Genomic DNA, 20,094 nt, shown 5'->3' on the forward strand with positions numbered 1-20,094 from the left:
TTCGTTCTGCGTTGTGGTTGTCAGAGGCAATCAGGCGCTTACACCCCGAGAAGATCGTGCAGCACCGGCATTTTGCTTTCGAGCTCCTTGGCGCCGAAGTGCTCGACGATGCGTCCATGCTCCATCACATAGAAACGATCGGCGAGCGGCGCCGCAAAGCGGAAGTTCTGTTCGACCATGACGATCGTGTAGCCGCGAGCCTTCAGCGTCACGATCATGCGGGCGAGGGCTTGCACGATCACAGGCGCAAGACCCTCGGAGATTTCATCGAGCAACAGCAGATTCGCGCCCGTACGCAGAATGCGCGCGACGGCAAGCATCTGTTGCTCGCCGCCCGACAGCCGCGTGCCCTGGCTCATCCGCCGTTCCTGGAGATTGGGAAACATCTGGTAGATCTCGTCGACCGACATCATCAACGACTTGTCGCCGACGGGCGGAGGCAGCAGCAGATTTTCTTCGCACGACAGGCTCGAAAAAATGCCGCGCTCTTCCGGGCAATAACCGACGCCGCAGTGAGCGATTCGATGCGTCGGCATCGAAATCGTCTCGCGCCCGCCGACACGGATCGAGCCCGTGCGGCGCCCCGTCAGGCCCATGATTGCGCGCAGCGTCGTGGTGCGGCCCGCGCCATTGCGGCCGAGCAGCGTGACGACTTCGCCGCGGCTCACGGTCAGATCGACACCATGCAGGATGTGCGATTCCCCATACCACGCCTGCAGGCCGGCGATTTCCAGAGCCGGTTCGCCGCTCACCGCACTGACTGCTGTGTTTTCCTGTTCGCTCACTGTGCTCATGCATGCGCTCCGGCAAGCGCCGCGTCCGCACTGCCCATATAGGCTTGCATGACGAGCGGATTCTTCGAGACTTCCGCGTACGTGCCTTCGGCGAGCACCTCGCCGCGTTGCAGGACGGTAATCGTGTCGGAGATGCCGGCAATCACATTCATGTTGTGTTCAACCATCAGGATCGTGCGACCGCTCGATACTTTTTTGATCAGCGCGGTCACGCGGTCGACGTCTTCGTGACCCATGCCTTGCGTCGGTTCATCGAGCAGCATCAGTTCAGGTTCCATCGCGAGTGTCGTCGCGATTTCGAGCGCGCGCTTGCGGCCGTACGACAGCTCGACGGTGCGCACATCGGCGAAGTCGGTCAGACCGACCTGCGTCAGCAAATCGATTGCGCGGTCATCGAGTTCGCTCAACGTGCGCTCGCTCTTCCAGAAATGAAACGCCGTGCCCAGCTGACGCTGCAAGCCGATGCGCACATTCTGCAATGCCGTCAGATGCGGAAATACAGCGGAAATCTGGAATGAACGGATGATGCCGCGGCGCGCGATCTGCGCCGGACGCTCGCCCGTGATGTCGACGCCGTTAAAGACGATCTGACCCGCACTGGGCACGAGAAATTTGGTGAGCAGGTTGAAGCAGGTGGTCTTGCCCGCACCGTTCGGCCCGATAAGCGCATGGATAGAACCGCGCTTCACGCGAAGGTTCACACTGTTGACTGCGGTAAAACCCTTGAACTCACGTGTGAGCCCGCGCGTTTCGAGTATCGTATCGCCGAGAATCATGTTCCCTTCCATGCGAAGTAAGGCGAAGCACTACCGCGTTTTATTTCGCGCGAGGATCCGGCGCGACTGTTCATTGGCGAAGACACCCCCGAGCCAATCGTGGCGTGGTGCACCAACGCGGACGGTCATCCATGCCGCACCACGCAGCATGGATGCCATTGTCTCGCCAATGATGCAGCGCAATCATTGGGATTTGCACTTAGTGTTTAATGCGACCTTCGCCGAATGAAACGTTAAACGTTGCGTGTCATGCAACGGACATCGTAGACGCGCTGTGCGTTTCGATCGTGACGGCGTCTCTTCGTGCGCGACGGTCAGCGCGAATCATGTCGCTCGCGCGCTCGGCGATCATCAATGTCGGCGAGTTCGTGTTGCCCGATGTGATGGTGGGCATCACCGATGCATCCACGATGCGCAGCCCTTCGACACCAAGCACGCGCAAGCGGCTGTCGACTACGGCGCCTGGGTCATCGGCCGCGCCCATGCGGCACGTGCCGACAGGATGGAAGATGGTCGTGCCGACATTGCCCGCGGCAATCTTCAATTCTTCCTCGGTCTGAAACTGGATGCCCGGCAAGATTTCTTCTGGCCTGTATTGCTTCAACGCGGGCGCGGCCGCGATACGGCGCGTGAGACGCAATGCATTGGCGGCCACATGACGGTCGTAATCCGTCGATAGATAATTCGGCGCGATCGACGGTGGCGCATGCGGGTCGCGCGACTCGATGTGAATGCTGCCACGCGACGTGGGCCGCAAATGACACACGGATGCCGTGAAAGCATTGAAGCGATGCAGCGGCTCGCCGAACTTGTCGAGCGAAAGCGGCTGCACGTGATACTCGAGGTCGGGGCGCGTGAGCGATCTGTCGTCGACATCGGACTTCGCGAACGCCCCGAGCTGCGACGGCGACATCGACATCGGCCCGCTCTGCATCAACAGATATTGCAGGCCGATCATCATCTTGCCCCACCAATGCGCCGAGGCAGTATTCAACGTGCGCACGCCGTGCACCTTGTAGGCCATGCGCAACTGCAAATGGTCCTGAAGATTTTCGCCGACGCCGCGCAGATCATTCACGACCTCGATGCCCAGGTTCTGCAAACGCGCGCCGTTACCGATGCCCGACAGCTCGAGCAGTTGCGGCGAGTTCACCGCGCCTGAACTCATGATGACTTCGATGCGCGCTTTCGCGACGTACTCGACATTGTCGCCGCGATATTCGACACCTACGCAGCGCTTGCCTTCGAACACGACGCGCTGCGTGTGCGCGCCCGTGATGACGGTGAGATTGGGCCGCTTCATCGCAGGCCGCAAAAACGCCTTCGACGCATTCCAGCGAATGCCGCGCTTCTGGTTCACATCGAAGTAGCCGACGCCAGTGTTGTCGCCGCGATTGAAATCGTCGGTGGCGGGAATGCCCGTTTCCTGCGCGGCTTCGGCGAACTTCTCCAGGATCTTCCATTTGAGACGCTGCTTCTCGACGCGCCATTGACCAGCCGCGCCGTGAAATTCGTTCGCGCCGCCGTGGTGATCTTCGCTGCGCTTGAAGACGGGCAGCACGGCATCCCACGACCACGACGCATCGTTCGTCACGCGCGCCCATTCATCGTAGTCTTCGCGCTGGCCGCGCATGTAGATCATGCCGTTGATCGATGAGCAGCCGCCCAATACTCGGCCGCGTGGATACGACAACGCGCGTCCGTTGAGTCCGGGCTCCGCGCACGTTTTATAGAGCCAGTCAGTGCGTGGATTGCCGATGCAATAGAGGTAGCCGACGGGCACATGAATCCAGTGGTAATCGTCCTTGCCGCCTGCTTCGAGCAGCAGCACCGTGACGTCGGGATCTTCGCTCAGGCGATTGGCCAGCACGCAGCCCGCCGTGCCCGCGCCGATGATGATGTAATCGAACTCGCCTTCGAGTTTTCTTGCGCTCGTTGCGCGTGATTCTGCTGTCGTGCTCACCCTTGTCTCCTTCGCATGGCCACGTTGCATGGCATCTCGTCGCGGTTTGGGCGTTTGGTGTGTCTCGTGATTTCTTCTACTTCGCTGTGCGGCATTGCCCTCGAACGAGGGCAATGCCTGTGCCCTGCTATTGCACTGAAGCCGCCTTACTTCGCGACGGGCATCGTGAATTCGGCGCCCTTCGCGATGCTGTCGGGCCAGCGCTGCATCACGCTCTTGTAGCGGGTATAGAAGCGCACGCCTTCTTCGCCATAGGCATGGTGATCGCCGAACAGCGACTTCTTCCAGCCGCCGAACGAGTGCCATGCCATCGGCACGGGAATCGGCACATTGATGCCGACCATGCCGATCTGAATCTGCCGCGAAAACGCACGCGCGACGCCGCCATCCGACGTGAAGCACGACACGCCATTCGCGAACTCGTTCTTGTTGATCAGCTCGACGGCCGAAGCGAAATCGGGCACACGCACGACGCACAGCACCGGACCAAAGATCTCTTCGCGATAGATCTTCATGTCGGTCTTCACGTTGTCGAACAGCGTGCCGCCAAGGAAGAAGCCCTTCTCGTGACCGGGCACCTGATGACCGCGTCCATCGACGACGAGTGTCGCGCCCGCTTCTATACCCGCATCGATATAACCCGACACTTTCTGACGATGGGCCGCCGTGACGAGCGGACCCATTTCGGCTTCCGCTTCCATGCCGTTCATGATCTTCAGCGACTTCACGCGCGGCGTGAGCTTCTCGATCAGCTCATCGGCAATGTGACCGACCGCGACGGCCACCGAAATCGCCATGCACCGCTCGCCAGCCGAACCATAGGCCGCGCCGATCAGCGCATCGACAGCCTGATCGAGATCGGCATCCGGCATCACGACGAGGTGATTCTTTGCGCCGCCCAACGCCTGCACGCGCTTGCCGTGCTTCGTGCCTTCCGTGTAGATGTATTCGGCAATCGGCGTCGAGCCGACGAACGACAGCGCGCTCACGTCGGGATGAGCAAGCAGCGCATCGACGGCCACCTTGTCGCCATGCACGACGTTGAATACGCCGTCCGGCAAGCCTGCTTCCTTCAGCAGTTCGGCAAGACGGTTCGATGCAGAAGGATCGCGTTCGGACGGCTTCAGCACGAACGTATTGCCGCACGCGATTGCGACGGGAAACATCCAGCACGGCACCATCATCGGGAAGTTGAACGGCGTGATGCCCGCAACCACACCGAGCGGCTGACGCAGATTCCAGTTGTCGATGCCGCCGCCGATCTGATCGGTGAAATCGGTCTTCAGTAGATTTGGAATGCCGCACGCGAACTCGACGATCTCGATGCCGCGCATGACTTCGCCCTTCGCATCGGAGAACACCTTGCCGTGCTCACGCGTAATCAGTTCCGCGAGCTCGTCGTGGTGACGGTCGAGCAGCTCCTTGAACTTGAAGAGCACGCGCGCGCGTTTGATCGGCGCCGTTTCGCTCCATGCGGGAAACGCGGCTTTAGCGGCGGCGATGGCCGCATCCACTTCGGCGACGCTCGCGAGCGGCACGCGCGACGTCACATCGCCCGTCGCCGGATTGAACACGTCGCCAAAGCGCTGGCTCGTGCCATCGACGGGTCGGCCGTTGATCATATGTGTCAGTGCGCGCGCTTGCGCCCGGGTCTGATCGGTCTCGCTCATGATGTCTCCTGGGTTCTGAAAAGTTGTGCTTTTGATAGTCGATGCTGCGGCGCAATGCATGCGCCTCCTCGCATCATCATCCAATCATCGTTCAAGCGTAATCGGCAAACGCCCTGCGAATCCAATGAGTAATGCTCAACTGCCATATAAGGCGCGTTAATATCAGCGGATGGACCTGACTTTGCTGCGCGCATTCGCAACGGTCGCGCGAGAGGGCAATCTGACGCGCGCCGCGGCGCAATTGCATCTGAGCCAGCCGGCCGTCAGCCTGCAGATCAAGAATCTGCAGGCTGCGCTGGGCGTGACGCTGTTCACCCGCACGTCGCATGGGCTGGCGCTCACGCGCGACGGACAGGCGCTGCTGCCGCACGCCGAACGCGCGCTTGCGGCGGCCGGCGACGTCGAACGCGCGGCGGCCACGCTGCGCCACGAAGTGCGCGGGCGCCTGCGCATCGGCACGATTCTCGACCCGACGTTTCTGCGGCTCGGCGGCTTTCTGAAGCAACTCGTCGAAACATGGCCGCACATCGAAACGCAGTTGCGGCACGGCATGTCGGGCTGGGTGCGCGATCAGGTGCGGGCGGGCGAACTGGACGTCGGCTATTACATCGGACAGCCCGCCGACGACGAAGCGCGCGACGGCGCGATCTTCCACGCCGTCACGCTGACGCACTTTCAGTATCGCGTGCTCGCGCCCGCCGGCTGGAAGGAGCGCGTGAAAGGCGCGCGCGACTGGCGCGCGCTCGCCGCGCTGCCGTGGATCTGGACGCCGCCCGCGTCCGCGCACAACCGGCTGCTCACGCGCCGCTTCGCCGAGGCGGGCGTCAAGCCGAACCAGGTCGCTGAAGTGGACCAGGAACCGTCGATGCTCGATCTCGTCAAATCGGGCGTCGGCCTCACGCTTGCACGCGATTCGACCGCGCTTGCCGAAGCGCACGCGCACGCGCTGACGATTGTCGAAGGCGTGACCGTGCCCACGGAACTGACCTTCATCACGCTCGCCGCGCAGAAGGACGAGCCGGCGATCGCCGCCGCGCTGAAGCTGATCGAACAGCAGTGGTCGACTTGAGCAGCGAGCGCATGAAGGCGGATGACTCATCGCATTGCGCGATATCAGCCGACCTCATGACACTGCGGCGTTTTCAGCGTCTTTGAGCACCGATTGAGCACCCTTCGGGCGCCGTGGGCTTTAACTACATCGTCATGAGCTTTTTGCTAGATTGACGCTTTGCCGTTTTCCCACTGTTCCTGGAATGCGCTTCACATCCGGCTTCAAATCCCGCTTCATCCCCTTTTTGGCCCTGACGACGGGCCTATGACGCGATCGGCGGACGCCTCAGCTCATCGAGGCAGGCGGTTCCCGTCGTCAGAAGCCGTTCACCCTCACCTTCCGACAGGAGCTTCACATGGCACGCAACATCGAAATCAAGGCCCGCGCCCAGCAGTTCGAGCAGCTTCGCGAGCGCGCCGCAGCCCTTTCGCCTGACGCTCCGCTGATTTTCCGCCAGCAGGACTTCTTCTATGACGTGCCGCGCGGCCGTCTGAAGCTGCGGCAGTTCGACGACGGCACGCCCTCAGAGCTGATCTTTTATCAGCGCGACGACCGCGACGGCCCGAAAGCGTCGTACTACACGCGCAGCCCGGTGACGAACCCCGAGGCGATGCACTCGCTGCTCGCCACCGCGCTCACGACGCGCGGCATCGTCACAAAGGAGCGCCACGTCTATATCGTCGGACGCACGCGGATTCATCTGGATCGGGTGGACGGTCTGGGCGATTTCGTCGAACTCGAAGTCGTGCTCGCGCAGGATGACGATGAAGAAGACGGCGAGGCCGAAGCGCACGCGATGTTCGCGAAGCTTGGCGTGCCGGAGTCGGATCTCGTCGCGGTTGCGTATGTCGATATGCTGAATCAGGAGCCGTTGAAGGCCGCCTGATCCGCGAAAGGACCACTGCTGGTCAGGCGGCCGGCGCGCCCGGCGCCAGATGACCGAGTGGCAGCGGGCCGTTGCGCTTGAACGTCGTCAGCACGATGTTCGAGCGCACGCTGTCGACGCCCGGCACGCGCATCAGCTTTTTCATCACGAACGACGACAGCGCGTTCAGATCCGGCGCCACGATGCGCAGCAGATAATCCGCATCGCCGACCACGGCGTGGCATTCCAGCACCTCGGGCAGCACGTCGATCTGCTGCTGGAACTGCTCGATGATCGAATCGCCGTGATGCTTCAGCTTCAGGCTCGTGAATGCCGTCACGCCGAGCCCGAGCTTTTCCGGCCGCAGCACGACGCGATAGCCGTCGACCACGCCGATCGCCTCGAGCCGCTGCAAACGACGCCCGATCTGCGACGGTGACAGCGGCACCTGTTCGCCGAGTTGCTGGTGCGTCGCGCGCCCAAAGCGCTGTAGCACGTCCAGAAGCGCCAGATCGAAGTGATCGAGCTCTATCATGTGATTTCTCCGCATTTTTAGGCACTTGATGCACGATTATCGCATCCGACGGCCGAACGGCGCCCATATTGCGCCCTTTCCGCGTGCCGCCCGCTCTACACTTGCACGGTCCTATCTCCCGACCGAAACAGGTGCAGCAAGCCATGTCCGTCCCGAACACCGCGAAACTCAAGGAGCAATTCGACGCCGGCCTCGAAACCCGCGCGGACTTCACCATCGACCAGCCGATGCATCGCTACGGCGCGGTCGATCACGCGGTATGGAAGCAGCTCTATACGCGGCAGACGGCGCTGCTCAAAGGGCGGGTCTGCGACGCGTTCCTGGAAGGCGTCGAGCGCCTGAATCTGTCGCCGGAAAGCGTGCCTTCGTTCGATGCGATCAACCAGCAGTTGATGCCCGCGACCGGCTGGCGAATCGTCGCCGTGCCGGGCCTCGTGCCGGATCAGGTGTTCTTCGGGCATTTGGCGAACCGCCGCTTTCCCGTCACCTGGTGGATGCGCCGCCCCGATCAGCTCGACTATCTGCAAGAGCCCGACTGCTTTCACGATCTGTACGGTCACGTGCCGCTGCTAATCAACCCCGTTTTCGCAGACTACATGCACGCGTACGGCCGCGCCGCCCTCGCCGCGCACAACGCGAACGCGTTGCCGCTGCTCGCGCGCCTCTACTGGTACACGGTCGAGTTCGGCCTGATTCGCGATGCGGCGAGCCCGAACGGCGTAAAGATCTACGGCGCAGGGATCGTGTCGAGCAAGGGAGAAACGCTCTACAGCCAGCAAAGCGACGCGCCGAACCGCATTGCGTTCGACCTCGAGCGCGTGATGCAGACGCAGTACAGGATCGACACGTTCCAGAAGACCTACTTCGTCATCGACGATTTCTCGCAGCTGTTCGAAGTCGCGCGCACCGATTTTGCGCCGCTGCTGGCGAGGCTCGCCGACGCGGCACCGCTTCCGGCGGGCGAAGTACGCGCGACGGATCGCGTCATCACGCGCGGCACGGGCGAAGGCTGGGCGACGGACGGCGACGTCTGACGCGGCGCCCTGCAGCGCACATTCAACCGTGAAAAAATAGAACGAATCCGCGCGCGGGCGAACCGCAGACGCGCACGGTCTCAACAGGTGACACGATGACGATCCAGAAACTTTCTCCCAATGACCGCGCGACACAGGTCGCGCAACTGAATGGCTGGCAGACCGTCGAAGGCCGCGACGCGATCACGCGGCAATTCAAGTTCGCTGACTTCAACGAAGCGTTTGGCTTCATGACGCGCGTCGCGATCAAGGCGCAGGAGATGGACCATCACCCCGAGTGGTTCAACGTCTACAGCAACGTCGAGATCACGTTGTCGACGCACGATGCGAACGGAGTCACCGAGCGCGATATTCGCCTTGCGCGTTTTATCGACGAAGTGGCCAGCGGGAAATAATGTGCAAGCGCTGCGGGGAAGGTTGATCCGAAGAAACCCGATCGCGCGAGAAAATACAGATGAAAGCTCGAAGTGAAAGCGTTTTGCAGGTCATCAGGCGACCAAACCTTCACTTCGTTAGGCCATTTTTAATGGACACGTAAGAATCCCATGCGGCGCGGGCATTCTCGTCCAAACCTTCCTGCGTCAGCGCGGTCTGACGCTGTACAATCATCAGCGCATACGGCTTGGAGAGCGCGCTTGCCTCCTTGCACAGAACGAGTTCGTCGCCGCTCGAAGGCGAGCGGGTACGCCAGAAATTGATCGCGGCTTCCAGTTCGTAGATCGTAATATCGGACATGGCTTGCTGATCCGTCGAAGGCCGTATCGAATGGCACGTCGCGCGGCATTCTGTGCAGCAGGCGCCCCGGCGAACCGCGTGCCTCATGCCTAACCCATTGTACTTGAGCGAAATCCATGCGACTCCTTCTGATCGAAGATGACCGCCCAATCGCACGCGGCATCCAAAGCAGTCTCGAACAAGCCGGCTTCACAGTCGACATGGTCCACGACGGCATCTTCGCCGAACAGGCCCTCACGCAAAACCGCCACGAACTCGTGATCCTCGATCTGGGCTTGCCCGGCATCGACGGCATGACGCTGCTCTCGCGCTTCCGTCAGAGCAACCGTCATACGCCCGTGATCGTGCTGACCGCGCGTGATGAGCTGAACGACAGGGTGCAAGGGCTCAACTCCGGCGCCGACGACTACATGCTGAAACCGTTCGAGCCCGCAGAACTCGAAGCACGCATTCGCGCCGTGATGCGCCGCAGCGGGCCGCACGGCGACATGCCGCGTCCCGAAGTGTCGCTGGGCGGCGTGCGTCTGTCGGGCGTCGATCGCCGCATCTTTAACGACGACAAGCCGCTCGAACTGTCGCCGCGCGAATTCGCCGTGCTCGAAATGCTGCTGCTGCGCCATGGCCGCGTCGTCAGCAAGGCACAGTTGCAGGATCACCTGACGCATTTCGGCGGCGATCTCGGCGATACGGCCATCGAAGTCTATGTGCATCGCGTGCGCAAAAAACTGGAGAACTGCCGGGTCGAGATCGTCACGGTGCGTGGCTTCGGCTATCTGCTCCAGGAAATCCGACAGGCGTCATAATTGTCGTCAGACCGTCTGGTCTGACGGCGTCCGGGCTGTCCGACAGGCGACCGCGAGCGCATCGAATGCGCGGCGGTCGCCTGTGCCATTCAGCCCGGCAGCGGCCAGCCAGGATCGCGCGAGCCTCGCGTCGCACCTGCGATGCATGCCTCATGCGACCCGTCGAGCGCGCGCCGCTGAAACCCGCCGTTCAAACGTGCGCTGATGCTGCCGATCGTCCGTCGGCGCCAGCCTTTTATCGCGGGTTTGATCATGCCCTATCCCGCCGCGAATAGCCTGCGCCGCCAGTTGTTGCGCCGGCTCGCCGCTCCGCTTTCGCTGCTCGCGCTGATGAGCGGCCTCATCGCATACTGGCTCGCGTGGCAATACACGCAGCACGTCGTCGACCGTTCGCTCGCCGATCTCGCCACAGCCATTTCGAAGCAGATCCAGATTGCTGGCCCCGAGGCGCCGATCACGGTGCCGCCGCTCGCGCAGGCAATGTTCTCCGATCCCGTCGAACAGCTCGTGTACCGGATCAGCACGGGCGACGCCGAAATCGCCGGCGACCCGAAGCTGCCGCTGCAAGGCACGAACGTGAGGCGCATGCATTACGCGTATGTGTTCGAAACGCAGCACGAAGGCACGGCCGTGCGCGTCGCGCAAGTGCGCGTCGATCAGCCGACGGGCAATCCCGTCGTCATCGAAGTCGGCCAGCCGGTGCGTCATCGTTTTCGCATCGCTGCCGAATTTCTGATCGCGATCATGATGCCGCTACTGCTTCTGCTGCTCGCCGGCTGGGTGATCGTGTGGCGCGTCGTGAACCAGCAGCTCAACCCCCTCACCGATCTCGCCGATTCGCTCAACCGGCAGACGCACACGTCGCTAGAACCCGTCGACGAATCTTTCGTTCCCCTCGAAATCCGTCCGCTGACGGGCGCGCTGAATGGTCTGCTCGACCGCCTGAAAAGCGCGCTCGACGCGCAGCGCAAGTTCATCGCGGACGCCGCGCATCAGCTGCGCACGCCGCTCACCGCGATCAAGCTGCACGCGGAGCAGGCGGCCATCGCGCGCGATCCGCAGCAGACGCTCGCGGCCGTCAAGGAACTGCGCGCAGCAGCCGATCGCGCGGTGCGTCTGTCGAACCAGTTGCTGTCGCTGGCGCGCGCAGAACCGGGCGAGCAGGCCGCGCGTTTCGTCAATCTCGATGTCGCGTCGCTCGCTTTCGACACGGGCGCCGAATGGGTGCCGCGCGCGCTCGCCGTGCATGTCGACCTCGGTTTTCAACGGCTCGACGATCCGTCGAACGATCATCCGCTGGTCGCGCGCGGCAATCCCGTGCTGCTGCGCGAAGTGATCGCGAATCTGCTCGACAACGCGCTGAAGTATGTGCCGCCGTCGCGGCTCGACGGCGCGCGGATCACGATGACCGTCTCGCAGACCGTGGTGGACGGCGTCGCGATGGCGGAAGTTACCGTCGAGGACAACGGCCCCGGCGTGCCGCCGAAACAGCAGCCGGATCTCTTCAAGCGTTTTTTCCGCGGCGACGGTCAGGGGCAGAGCGACGGGAGTGTCGATGGCGGCGCGGGTCTCGGCCTTGCGATCGTGCACGACATCATGGTGCTGCATCGTGGCAGCGTGCATTACGAGGACGCGCCTGAAGGCGGTGCGCGCTTCATCGTGCGCCTTCCTGTTGCGACGGGTGCCGTGCTGGCCGAGCGCGATCCCGTCCGCGACACAAAAAAACCGGCGCATGCGCCGGTCGATCCGTGACGACTGTCCGATAGCGGGATCGTGAACGCGCTGCCTTCGTCACGGCAGCGCGCCGCTCACTTTTTCTTCTTCGACTTCTTCTCGCTTTTCTTATCCGGCTCGGCGAGCATCGTGCCCCGGCATTTCCGCGCGCCGCAACGGCATTCGTATTCTTTCTTCAGCTTCTTCGTCTGCCGTGCATCGATCACGAGCCCGTAGTCGTAGAACAGTTCTTCGCCCGCGCCGATATCGCGCAATGCGTCGATATACACGTGGCCGTCGATTTCTTCCGCCTCGCAATTCGGCGCGCACGAGTGGTTGATCCAGCGCGCGCTATTGCCCTTCACCTTGCCGTCGATCACGTCCCCGTTGTCGAGCGCGAAGTAGAACGTGTGATTCGGTTCGTCCGGATTGTGAGGATGGCGCCGCAACGCTTCCTTCCACGAGATCCGTTCGCCCTTGTATTCGATCAGGCGCTCGCCGGCTGCGATCGGTTCGAGTGCAAACACGCCTTTGCCGTGCACGCCCGATTGACGCACAGCGATCCTGCGTGAACTCATTGAATCAATCCTTTGTAGAACGTTGGGTGAGCAAGCTGTTGTTCTGCGATGCCGCCGCGCCATGTGCCGCGTCCGTCACGCTGGTTTTCCGACGCGGATAGCAAACGCGGCGCCGTGCTGGCGCCGCGTCGATGTGATGCACGAAGCGTCACAAACGAAATCGTACACGGATGATGCGGCTTCGTTCAACCGTCAAACGTGACCATCTGCATTTGCAGTGAGCGGTTCGCGGCAAATCCTGCGCGCGGGAAAGCAAACATGTCAGCGCTGACCGAACGAGATGTCACCGAACAGCGCCTTCTGATCGCGCGGTTGAGAGCGCCAGTATTGCGGCGGGGCATCGACGCTCGCGCCGAGCTTCGCGGCCGCATGCCACGGCCAGCGCGGATCGTAGAGCATTGCGCGGGCCATCGCGACGAGATCCGCGTCGCCTTCTTCGATCAGGCCGTTGGCATGCTCGGGGTCCGTGATGAGGCCGACGGCGATCGTCGTCATGCCCGTCGCCGCCCTCACCGCTTTCGCGAACGGCGCCTGATAGCCGGGCTCGAGCGGAATCTTCTGCAACGGCGACACACCACCCGACGACACGTCGATCCAGTCGCAGCCGCGCTTCTTCAACTCCTGCGCAAAGGCGATCGTGTCTTCGATCGCGATGCCGCCCTCGACCCAATCGATCGCCGACACGCGTATGCCGACGGGTTTGTCGGCGGGAAACGCGGCACGCACGATGTCGAAGATTTCGAGTGGAAAACGCATCCGGTTTTCGCGCGAGCCGCCATAGTCGTCGGTGCGCTGGTTGGCGATTGGCGACAGGAACTGATGCAGCAGATAGCCGTGTGCGGCGTGCACTTCGAGTGCATCGATGCCGAGACGCGCGGCACGGCGCGCCGTCGCTGCGAACGCTTCGCGAATGCGATTGAGGCCCGGAATGTCGAGCGCAAGCGGCGGCTCTTCGCCAGCCTTGTGCGGCAGGGCCGACGGCGCATGCGGCAGCCAGCCTCCTTCGGCGACGGGGATCAGTTGCCCGCCTTCCCACGGCACGTCACTCGATGCCTTGCGGCCCGCATGCGACAGCTGCATCGCGACATGCACTTTCGAATGCTTGCGAATCGCGGCCAGCACGGGCTTCAGCGCATCTTCCGTCACGTCGTCCCACAGGCCGAGATCGGCGGGCGTGATGCGGCCATCGGGCTCGACGGCCGTCGCTTCGATGCACAGCATGCCCGCCCCCGACAGCGCGAGATGACCGAGATGAATCATGTGCCATGCCGTCGCTTCGCCGCGTTCGGCGGAGTACTGACACATGGGTGACACGACGATGCGGTTTGGCAGCGTCACGCTACGCAGCGTGAGCGGAGTAAAGAGAGCGCTCATGGCTTTGAATGCCCGTTCAAACTCAAGAGCGATTGAGGATAGCACCCGCCCTGAATCGCTGCAGACGTTCGGCTGCTTCATTGCCGTCATGCCTGAACCGCGCAGCGAATGAAATGAATCAGTGTTGGGCAGCGGGTGTGTCGAGGCGCTTCGTCCACGATTCGACCTGGCCGCTTTCGATGCGACTGATCGCGATCTTCCGCCACGAAGCCGTGAGCGTATCGAGCTTCGCCATGCCTTCGAGCGCGCGCAAATCGTCGCGATCGACGTACAGCACGCGCAACAGACGCTCGACTGTCCACTCGGCATGAGGACGCGCAAGCCGTTCGATCGCATCGCCTGCGCCTATCTCTCCTGCTTCGAGCACGCGGTAATACCAACCGGTGCGACGCGTGTCCTGCACTGCGCGCGACATGTCCGCGCGGCCGAAACACAGGTTCAGCTTCCAGCACGGCTGTCGCGGCTGTGACACCTGCACGATCGCACTGCCGATCCGATACACGTCGCCGACGCAAACGTTCGTTTCCGTCATGCCGGATGTGCTGATGTTTTCGCCGAACGCGCCGGGGCCACCGAGCCGCGCGAGACCGACCTCGCCCGCGTGCCATTGCGCGCGCCACGTCGCGTAGTGATCGAACGCATAGTGATGCAGCGCCTTTTCGGGGCCGCCATGATGCTTGAGTTCGGCTTGCTGATCGCCTTCGAGTCCCGTTTCGCCGAGACATACGCGCCCTTCGACGGGCGTCTTGCCGATTGCGCTCGTCTTGCCGTGCTCGCCGAGTTGCGCAATCTTGCCGGTCAGCACGGCATCGACGGTAAAAACGCGGTTATCCACGGCAGGCTATCGAAAATTCAGGACTTCGTTGCGAGTTGATCGAGCCATTCGCCGAACATTGTGCACGCCGCGCCTTCCAGCGTCGGGCCGTGCATGGCCGTATCGGCACGCAGCTTGCGCACGTCGAGGCCATGACCCGCGATTTCGCCGGCATTGCCGATCAGCCACGGCTCGAATCGGTCGGTGCGGATTTCCGGATGGCATTGCAGGCCAAGCACGTGCTTGCCCCATGAGAACGCCTGGTTATCGCAGGCGGGCGTCGATGCGAGATGCACCGCGCCTTGCGGAAGATCGAATGTGTCGCCGTGCCAATGAAGCATCGACGTGTGCGCTCCGTCGAGATGGCGCAGCGGCGAACGCTTGCCGGCGTCGGTGAGCGTCAGCGGTGTCCAGCCGATTTCGGTATTGCCCGACGGATAGACGCGCGAGCCGAGCACGCGCGCGATCAGTTGCGCGCCAAGACAGATGCCGAGCGTCGGCAAGCCGGCCGCGATGCGCTTTTCGATCATCGCGACGAGCGGCCCGAGCGTCGGGTAATGGTCGTCGTCGTACGCGCTGATCGGGCCGCCGAGAATCACCATCAGCGACGGCATCACAGGGTCCGGCGCCTCGATGCGCGCGAAGCCGACATCGAGATAACGGACCGGGCGCCCCCGGTCGCCGAGCACCCGTTCGAGACTGCCCAGATCCTCGAAGTGCACGTGGCGTATGGCCAGAACTTCGTGATTCATCGGCAAATCCACCGTCAGGTTGACTAAACACGCCGAACGACGCGTCGAAAGACACGCCGCCTGCCGATGCACGGGCGACGCGCGCGCAGCCGGCCGCCGATCGATCGGCGGCCGGCTTCGCAGTTTAGCCGACTCAGGCTTGCTGCGCGAAAATCTTCCAGGTCTTTTTCTGCGTGGCGGCGTCGGCCGTTTCGTGCACCGAGCAGTCCAGGCGCAGGTCGGTGTCCACCATCGACAGATCGAGCAACACGCAGCGATGCGGCGTTTTCTTCGGGTTCTTGCTCGGTTCGAAATGCGTGCATGTCACGCACATCCGGTGCGGCGGAATATGGCCTTGCACTTCCAGCTGGCGCACGGTCTTCAGCAGCGTGCGATAGAACAGCGATTGTTCTTCATCGCGCAGCGTGCCGACCGCCTTCGCGAGGAAGTCGGGCCATTGCGCGGCGCGCTTGGCCGCGGTGCGGCCGCGTGCCGTCAGACGCACGGCGAGCGCGCGTCCGTCGTCCAGGGCGCGGCGCTTTTCGACCAGGCCCTTGCTTTCCAGTGTGCTGACGGCATCGCTCGTGGTCGCGGCCGTCAGCGCCGTTTCGCGGGCGATTTCGCCGAGACGCATCGGCCCCTTGCGCTGCATCAGCAGCACGAGGATCTCGCCTTGAGTCGGCGTCAAACCCGCGCCTTCCGCCCACTCCCATGCCTGGCTCCGCATCGCCGTGCTGAGTCGCAACAGGCTGTGGGTCACCCGCCCGGTTGCCTGCTCTCCGTATACGCCTTCGCTCATAGTCTTTCGTTCGTTTGTTGACTGCATGCCGTTGCGCGTCGACATCCGATCTGCGATGCCGGCTCGCCGACAGTCTGTTGGGGACGACGATTCGCCGGTCAATCCGGCTCGCCAATATCTACTATCTCAAAAATACCTGTGACGCAGGCCTGTTTCGGCCGCTTGCACCGGGACTGCTAACGCTCCGTGTTCCGTTGCGACTGTTTCGCTTTCCTGCTCGAAAACTGACGGCAACAACGAAAAACGACATTCTATTCGAGAGCGGCGAATCGTACAGCTAAGTTATCCCATGCAATCTGTGGATAACCCCGGGATAAGACCGGGACGACATGTGCGCCGATTCTTGATAACAGGAGCGCCGACGAACGTGCGGCAGATTGTTGTCCTGGGTTCCCGGTCGCGATGCACGACCGATCCGCGCGGTTATCGTTTACACAGTCCGTTGAGTTTTCAGGAAATTATTCGGTTGTCCACAGGCGAACGCAATGCTTGTTAACTACTACTACGTTTGTATACGTAAACATTGGAAATACCTGAAGCACCCGCCATCGGCATTCGACAAATAAAAAACCCGCAAAAAAGCGGGTTTCGTCGGGGTTATGCGCCTTCGCCTATTTGCAGCGCAGCGATAGCGCCGCAAGCGCATGCGGGATCGAATCGTGCGGTCCGGCTCACGCGCGCCATTGCAGACACTGCTGCCGCACGGCTTCATGCAGCGATTTCTCCTGCTTGACGACGTTGCGCAGCCACGTCGCATCGTTGACCTGACCGCGCGCGATCGCGCCGATTTCCTCCAGAGCGTTGCCCGATGCCAGCGCATCCGCGTGAGGTGCGATGCGTTCGAGCGTGTGGATGATGTCTTCGGAAATGGTGCGGCGTTCGCCCGTCTGCGGATCGATGCAGGTGCCCGCGAGGCCGAAGCGGCAGGCCTCGAAGCGGTTGAACGTGTAGACGAGGTAGTCGTCTTCCTTTGGCGTCAATGGCTTGTCGAGCAGCAGATGCCGCGCGAGCGTCTGGATGTAGCACGCGATGGCGGCCGCGCGATCCACCGAAAGCGGCGTGTCCATCACCCGCACTTCGATCGTGCCGAAGCCGGGCTTGGGCCGGATGTCCCAGTAAAAGTCCTTCATGCTGTTGACGACGCCCGTATGCACCATCTTCGAAAAATATTCCTTGAAGCTCTCCCACGTGAGGACGAACGGCGCGCGGCCCGACATCGGAAACGCGAACACGGAGTTCAGGCGTGCCGAGTGAAAGCCCGTATCGACGCCCTGTACGAACGGCGACGATGCCGACAGCGCGATGAAATGCGGAATGTAGCGCGACATCGAATGCAGCAGGAACAACGCGCTATCCGCATCCGGACAGCCGATGTGCACGTGCTGGCCGAACACCGTGAACTGTTTCGCAAGATAACCGTAGAGTTCCGAAAGGTATTGAAAGCGCGGCGTATCGACGATCTGCCGTTCGCTCCATTGCTGGAACGCGTGCGTGCCGCCGCCGCACAAGCCCACATTCAGGCGGTCGGCCGCGGCGACGAGCACATCGCGAATCGCTCTCAGATCGGCGACGGCCTGCTCGTGCGTCGTGCAGATGCCCGTCGACAGCTCGATCATGCTTTCGGTAATTTCCGGCGTGATGTTGCCGGGAATCTTTTCGTCCTTGATGAGCCGCATGAGATCCGTGCCCGCTTTGGTCAGATCATAGTCGTGCGTATTGACGACTTGCATCTCGAGTTCGACACCGAACGTGAACGGTTTCGAATCGACGAAGGCTTCGAGTGACATGGCGTTTCCTGATTCATGTCGGCCGGGCGGCGAACGATGTCGAACGCGTCTGGCCGGATTGACTGTCGGATGCCGCGGCTAGGCGCACTGATGCGCGAAAGATTTGCCGCGCTTTTTGCAGCCCTTCTCGCTGCGCTTATTTTGCCGCGCTCATCCGCGCTGATGCATATTCACTCGCGCCGCTCGCCGACAAGCGCGAGGGAGCGGTACACGAGCCAAGGCCCGACGAGCTGCAAGACGACGATCGTGCACATGATGATCGCGCGCAGCGTCGGGTCGAAAGTTGGATAAAGCTGGTAGGTGTCGTCGACGAGCAGATAGGCGAGCGCCGACATCGGCGACAGCGACAGGCCGAGCGCCATGCCCTGCTTCATGTTCAGACCGCTCGGCTTGGCGAACGCGAGCACGCCGACCAGCTTCGCGATCAGCCGCGCGACGATCAGCCCGACGGCGGCGATACCGCCCATCGCGATGTCCTTCCATTCGAAGGTCGTCAAGGTGAGCACGAACAGAATCACCGTCAACAGCCAGCCGGCCGTGCCGAAATGCTGCGGCCAAAGCTGCGGGCGCGCTTCCAGATTCTTCACGATGATGCCGGCGGCGAGCAGGCTCAGTATCGTCGACAGCTTGAAGACATGCGCAACCGCGATCGCCAGCAGCACAAGGCCGAACAGCGCGACGAACGAGTGCTCGTCCTGAAGATTCACGCGCTTGTAAAAGAACGTGATCGTCCGCGCGACCAGGTACGCAAGGATCAGCGAACCGATCAGCAGATAAAGCGGTTGAAGAATCGTCGCGAGCAGATTGCCGTACGCCTCCTGATGCAGCCAGCCCGACGCGAGTTTTTCGACGATCACGGCATACATGCTGTTCAGCGCGGTGAGCGTCATCAGACGCTGTGTGACCTGGCCTTCTGCGCGCAACTCGGTTTTCAGCTGGATCACCATCGCGGGCGACGTCGCCATCGCGATCGACGCGAGCACGAGCGCCGTCACCGTCGGCACTTTCAGGAACAACAGCACGAGCAGCACGAGCACGAACGTCAGCGTCGATTCGGCGACGCTCGACACGATGAGCCATGTATTGCGGCGAATCCAGCGCAAGTCCAGCCGGCTGCCGAGCTCGAACAGCAGAAGACCGAGCGCGACATCGAGCAGCGGACGCGCGGCCGCCGATGACTCCGGATCGATCACGCCGGACCCCGCCGCGCCCGCGATCAGTCCGATCACGGCATAGCCGGAAACGCGCGGCAGATGCCACGCGCGATAGCACAACTCGCCGACGAGCCCCGCGGCGAGCAATGCAAGGCCTGCCCAGAAAATGGCATCGGGCGTGAGCGGCCACGCTGGAAAAAATGAAAACGCCGACTTCATCGTGGTGGCTTCTCCTTTACGACAACCGCTGGCAACGCGGACGGGCAAAAGCGGCACGCGAAGCGCACGCCGTATCCGTTGCCGCGATCGGTTCGCGTCTACCGGCGTTGCGAGCTGTCAACGATCGGATGAAAAACTGAAACGAACATGCCGATGCCGCGTGACTACGGGCGGCCCGACGTGAGTGAAAAGAGCGCCGTCGACTTTTGAATCAGATTCTGGTGGTCCGGCAACCGTTCCATTGGCGCGTCGGTGCGGAGGCAAAACACGACGCGGAAGAACGGCGATTGTGCCATAGGTTTTTTACGATTGACGGAAAAGCGTCGAACAGACAGTCAAAGCGGTAAAAACGTACGCTAATTACATGACAACAGGAAAAAGCGACCGGAAACCCGCCGCTGTTTGCAGCTGAACGCCTTGCTGCGCCTGCTTTGAGCGGGTTTGCCCGGAGGAATCTTGCGTTGGATCGTCATCGAGTTTGGTCGTTCAAGCAACCGTACTTTTGAGTCTCGCGCTTCGCGCACGCAGGCCCGTTCGCGAAGCGAGCGAAGCCGACTTTTGAACAGAGTCGAAACGATGCCGTCGCGCGTCGATTGACCGCAGGCCTTTTATCTGTAGGTTTACCTGTATGTATACGTAGTAGAAGTTAACAAGGCCGCCGCGTTTCTGTGGACAAGCCGCGTTTACCGAAACGAATCA

At 62.0% G+C, this 20,094-nt stretch carries 18 protein-coding genes and 1 pseudogene; 6 read left to right on the forward strand and 13 right to left on the reverse strand.

Annotation, left to right across the window (positions count from 1 at the left end):
- Nucleotides 1–38: 38 nt before the first annotated feature.
- The 4 genes from AABE10_RS21865 to AABE10_RS21880 form a co-directional block, all read right to left on the reverse strand.
- Nucleotides 39–794: an ABC transporter ATP-binding protein gene (locus AABE10_RS21865; protein ID WP_342935343.1), complete on the reverse strand. Its 756-nt coding sequence runs from the start codon at nucleotides 792–794 to the stop codon at nucleotides 39–41.
- On the reverse strand, nucleotides 791–1,570 hold the full coding sequence (locus tag AABE10_RS21870) for an ABC transporter ATP-binding protein (protein ID WP_342935344.1): 780 nt from the start codon (nucleotides 1,568–1,570) through the stop codon (nucleotides 791–793). Before AABE10_RS21870 ends, AABE10_RS21865 begins: the two co-directional genes overlap by 4 nt.
- Before the next feature lie 247 nt (nucleotides 1,571–1,817).
- Nucleotides 1,818–3,533, reverse strand: a complete 1,716-nt coding sequence (locus tag AABE10_RS21875) for a choline dehydrogenase (RefSeq protein ID WP_342935345.1) — start codon at nucleotides 3,531–3,533, stop codon at nucleotides 1,818–1,820.
- Nucleotides 3,534–3,679: 146 nt separating this feature from the next.
- On the reverse strand, nucleotides 3,680–5,203 hold the full coding sequence (locus tag AABE10_RS21880; protein ID WP_342935346.1) for a CoA-acylating methylmalonate-semialdehyde dehydrogenase: 1,524 nt from the start codon (nucleotides 5,201–5,203) through the stop codon (nucleotides 3,680–3,682).
- Nucleotides 5,204–5,372: 169 nt separating this feature from the next.
- On the opposite strand from AABE10_RS21880, the gene AABE10_RS21885 reads away from it, so the two are divergent.
- Both AABE10_RS21885 and AABE10_RS21890 read left to right on the forward strand, forming a co-directional pair.
- Nucleotides 5,373–6,272, forward strand: coding sequence for a LysR family transcriptional regulator (locus AABE10_RS21885; protein ID WP_342935347.1), 900 nt, complete (start codon nucleotides 5,373–5,375; stop codon nucleotides 6,270–6,272).
- Between the two features lie 337 nt (nucleotides 6,273–6,609).
- Entirely contained in the window at nucleotides 6,610–7,140 is a 531-nt protein-coding gene (locus tag AABE10_RS21890; protein ID WP_342935348.1) for a class IV adenylate cyclase, read from the forward strand.
- A gap of 22 nt (nucleotides 7,141–7,162) precedes the next feature.
- On the opposite strand, the gene AABE10_RS21895 is transcribed toward AABE10_RS21890, so the two are convergent.
- The gene (locus AABE10_RS21895; protein ID WP_342935349.1) at nucleotides 7,163–7,654 is read right to left on the reverse strand and encodes an Lrp/AsnC family transcriptional regulator; all 492 of its coding nucleotides are present in this window, start codon (nucleotides 7,652–7,654) and stop codon (nucleotides 7,163–7,165) included.
- 143 nt (nucleotides 7,655–7,797) lie between these two features.
- Here AABE10_RS21895 and phhA point away from each other — a divergent pair, with 143 nt between their 5' ends.
- Both phhA and AABE10_RS21905 read left to right on the forward strand, forming a co-directional pair.
- Nucleotides 7,798–8,688: a phenylalanine 4-monooxygenase gene (gene phhA, locus AABE10_RS21900; RefSeq protein WP_342935350.1), complete on the forward strand. Its 891-nt coding sequence runs from the start codon at nucleotides 7,798–7,800 to the stop codon at nucleotides 8,686–8,688.
- A 92-nt stretch (nucleotides 8,689–8,780) separates the two neighbouring features.
- Nucleotides 8,781–9,083: pseudogene (locus tag AABE10_RS21905) on the forward strand (4a-hydroxytetrahydrobiopterin dehydratase); the annotation flags it as partial.
- A 109-nt stretch (nucleotides 9,084–9,192) separates the two neighbouring features.
- On the opposite strand, the gene AABE10_RS21910 reads toward AABE10_RS21905, so the two are convergent.
- Complete coding sequence (locus tag AABE10_RS21910) at nucleotides 9,193–9,423, reverse strand: DUF3717 domain-containing protein (protein ID WP_087738564.1); 231 nt, start codon at nucleotides 9,421–9,423, stop codon at nucleotides 9,193–9,195.
- A gap of 116 nt (nucleotides 9,424–9,539) precedes the next feature.
- Between AABE10_RS21910 and AABE10_RS21915 the strand changes: the two genes are divergently transcribed.
- Both AABE10_RS21915 and AABE10_RS21920 read left to right on the forward strand, forming a co-directional pair.
- A complete protein-coding gene (locus tag AABE10_RS21915) occupies nucleotides 9,540–10,226 on the forward strand; it encodes a response regulator transcription factor (protein WP_007581727.1) in 687 nt (228 codons plus the stop codon).
- 252 nt (nucleotides 10,227–10,478) lie between these two features.
- Nucleotides 10,479–11,978, forward strand: coding sequence for a sensor histidine kinase N-terminal domain-containing protein (locus AABE10_RS21920; RefSeq protein ID WP_342935605.1), 1,500 nt, complete (start codon nucleotides 10,479–10,481; stop codon nucleotides 11,976–11,978).
- A gap of 56 nt (nucleotides 11,979–12,034) precedes the next feature.
- On the opposite strand, the gene AABE10_RS21925 is transcribed toward AABE10_RS21920, so the two are convergent.
- From AABE10_RS21925 to AABE10_RS21955, 7 genes are all read right to left on the reverse strand, one after another.
- Nucleotides 12,035–12,517: an SET domain-containing protein gene (locus tag AABE10_RS21925; protein ID WP_090870666.1), complete on the reverse strand. Its 483-nt coding sequence runs from the start codon at nucleotides 12,515–12,517 to the stop codon at nucleotides 12,035–12,037.
- Nucleotides 12,518–12,778: 261 nt separating this feature from the next.
- Nucleotides 12,779–13,891: an NADH:flavin oxidoreductase/NADH oxidase gene (locus tag AABE10_RS21930; protein WP_342935351.1), complete on the reverse strand. Its 1,113-nt coding sequence runs from the start codon at nucleotides 13,889–13,891 to the stop codon at nucleotides 12,779–12,781.
- A gap of 118 nt (nucleotides 13,892–14,009) precedes the next feature.
- Complete coding sequence (locus AABE10_RS21935) at nucleotides 14,010–14,726, reverse strand: MOSC domain-containing protein (RefSeq protein ID WP_342935352.1); 717 nt, start codon at nucleotides 14,724–14,726, stop codon at nucleotides 14,010–14,012.
- Nucleotides 14,727–14,743: 17 nt separating this feature from the next.
- Nucleotides 14,744–15,457, reverse strand: coding sequence for a glutamine amidotransferase (locus AABE10_RS21940; protein ID WP_342935353.1), 714 nt, complete (start codon nucleotides 15,455–15,457; stop codon nucleotides 14,744–14,746).
- A 133-nt stretch (nucleotides 15,458–15,590) separates the two neighbouring features.
- A complete protein-coding gene (locus tag AABE10_RS21945) occupies nucleotides 15,591–16,235 on the reverse strand; it encodes a MarR family winged helix-turn-helix transcriptional regulator (protein WP_342935354.1) in 645 nt (214 codons plus the stop codon).
- A 671-nt stretch (nucleotides 16,236–16,906) separates the two neighbouring features.
- Nucleotides 16,907–18,022, reverse strand: coding sequence for a YbdK family carboxylate-amine ligase (locus AABE10_RS21950; protein ID WP_342935355.1), 1,116 nt, complete (start codon nucleotides 18,020–18,022; stop codon nucleotides 16,907–16,909).
- Nucleotides 18,023–18,192: 170 nt separating this feature from the next.
- Nucleotides 18,193–19,395, reverse strand: a complete 1,203-nt coding sequence (locus AABE10_RS21955; protein WP_342935356.1) for a cation:proton antiporter — start codon at nucleotides 19,393–19,395, stop codon at nucleotides 18,193–18,195.
- Nucleotides 19,396–20,094 lie beyond the last annotated feature (699 nt).

Origin of the sequence: Paraburkholderia diazotrophica (assembly GCF_038900755.1) — a bacterium.
Lineage (GTDB): Bacteria > Pseudomonadota > Gammaproteobacteria > Burkholderiales > Burkholderiaceae > Paraburkholderia > Paraburkholderia diazotrophica_A.

Coding starts and splice junctions, on each gene's coding strand:
- AABE10_RS21945 (WP_342935354.1), bottom strand. CDS start 16,235: ATGAGCGAAGGCGTATACGGAGAGCAGGCAACCGGGCGGGTGACCCAC.
- AABE10_RS21885 (WP_342935347.1), top strand. CDS start 5,373: ATGGACCTGACTTTGCTGCGCGCATTCGCAACGGTCGCGCGAGAGGGC.
- AABE10_RS21930 (WP_342935351.1), bottom strand. CDS start 13,891: ATGAGCGCTCTCTTTACTCCGCTCACGCTGCGTAGCGTGACGCTGCCA.
- AABE10_RS21870 (WP_342935344.1), bottom strand. CDS start 1,570: ATGATTCTCGGCGATACGATACTCGAAACGCGCGGGCTCACACGTGAG.
- AABE10_RS21880 (WP_342935346.1), bottom strand. CDS start 5,203: ATGAGCGAGACCGATCAGACCCGGGCGCAAGCGCGCGCACTGACACAT.
- AABE10_RS21925 (WP_090870666.1), bottom strand. CDS start 12,517: ATGAGTTCACGCAGGATCGCTGTGCGTCAATCGGGCGTGCACGGCAAA.
- AABE10_RS21920 (WP_342935605.1), top strand. CDS start 10,479: ATGCCCTATCCCGCCGCGAATAGCCTGCGCCGCCAGTTGTTGCGCCGG.
- AABE10_RS21910 (WP_087738564.1), bottom strand. CDS start 9,423: ATGTCCGATATTACGATCTACGAACTGGAAGCCGCGATCAATTTCTGG.
- AABE10_RS21895 (WP_342935349.1), bottom strand. CDS start 7,654: ATGATAGAGCTCGATCACTTCGATCTGGCGCTTCTGGACGTGCTACAG.
- AABE10_RS21890 (WP_342935348.1), top strand. CDS start 6,610: ATGGCACGCAACATCGAAATCAAGGCCCGCGCCCAGCAGTTCGAGCAG.
- AABE10_RS21955 (WP_342935356.1), bottom strand. CDS start 19,395: ATGAAGTCGGCGTTTTCATTTTTTCCAGCGTGGCCGCTCACGCCCGAT.
- AABE10_RS21940 (WP_342935353.1), bottom strand. CDS start 15,457: ATGAATCACGAAGTTCTGGCCATACGCCACGTGCACTTCGAGGATCTG.
- AABE10_RS21915 (WP_007581727.1), top strand. CDS start 9,540: ATGCGACTCCTTCTGATCGAAGATGACCGCCCAATCGCACGCGGCATC.
- AABE10_RS21950 (WP_342935355.1), bottom strand. CDS start 18,022: ATGTCACTCGAAGCCTTCGTCGATTCGAAACCGTTCACGTTCGGTGTC.
- phhA (WP_342935350.1), top strand. CDS start 7,798: ATGTCCGTCCCGAACACCGCGAAACTCAAGGAGCAATTCGACGCCGGC.
- AABE10_RS21865 (WP_342935343.1), bottom strand. CDS start 794: ATGAGCACAGTGAGCGAACAGGAAAACACAGCAGTCAGTGCGGTGAGC.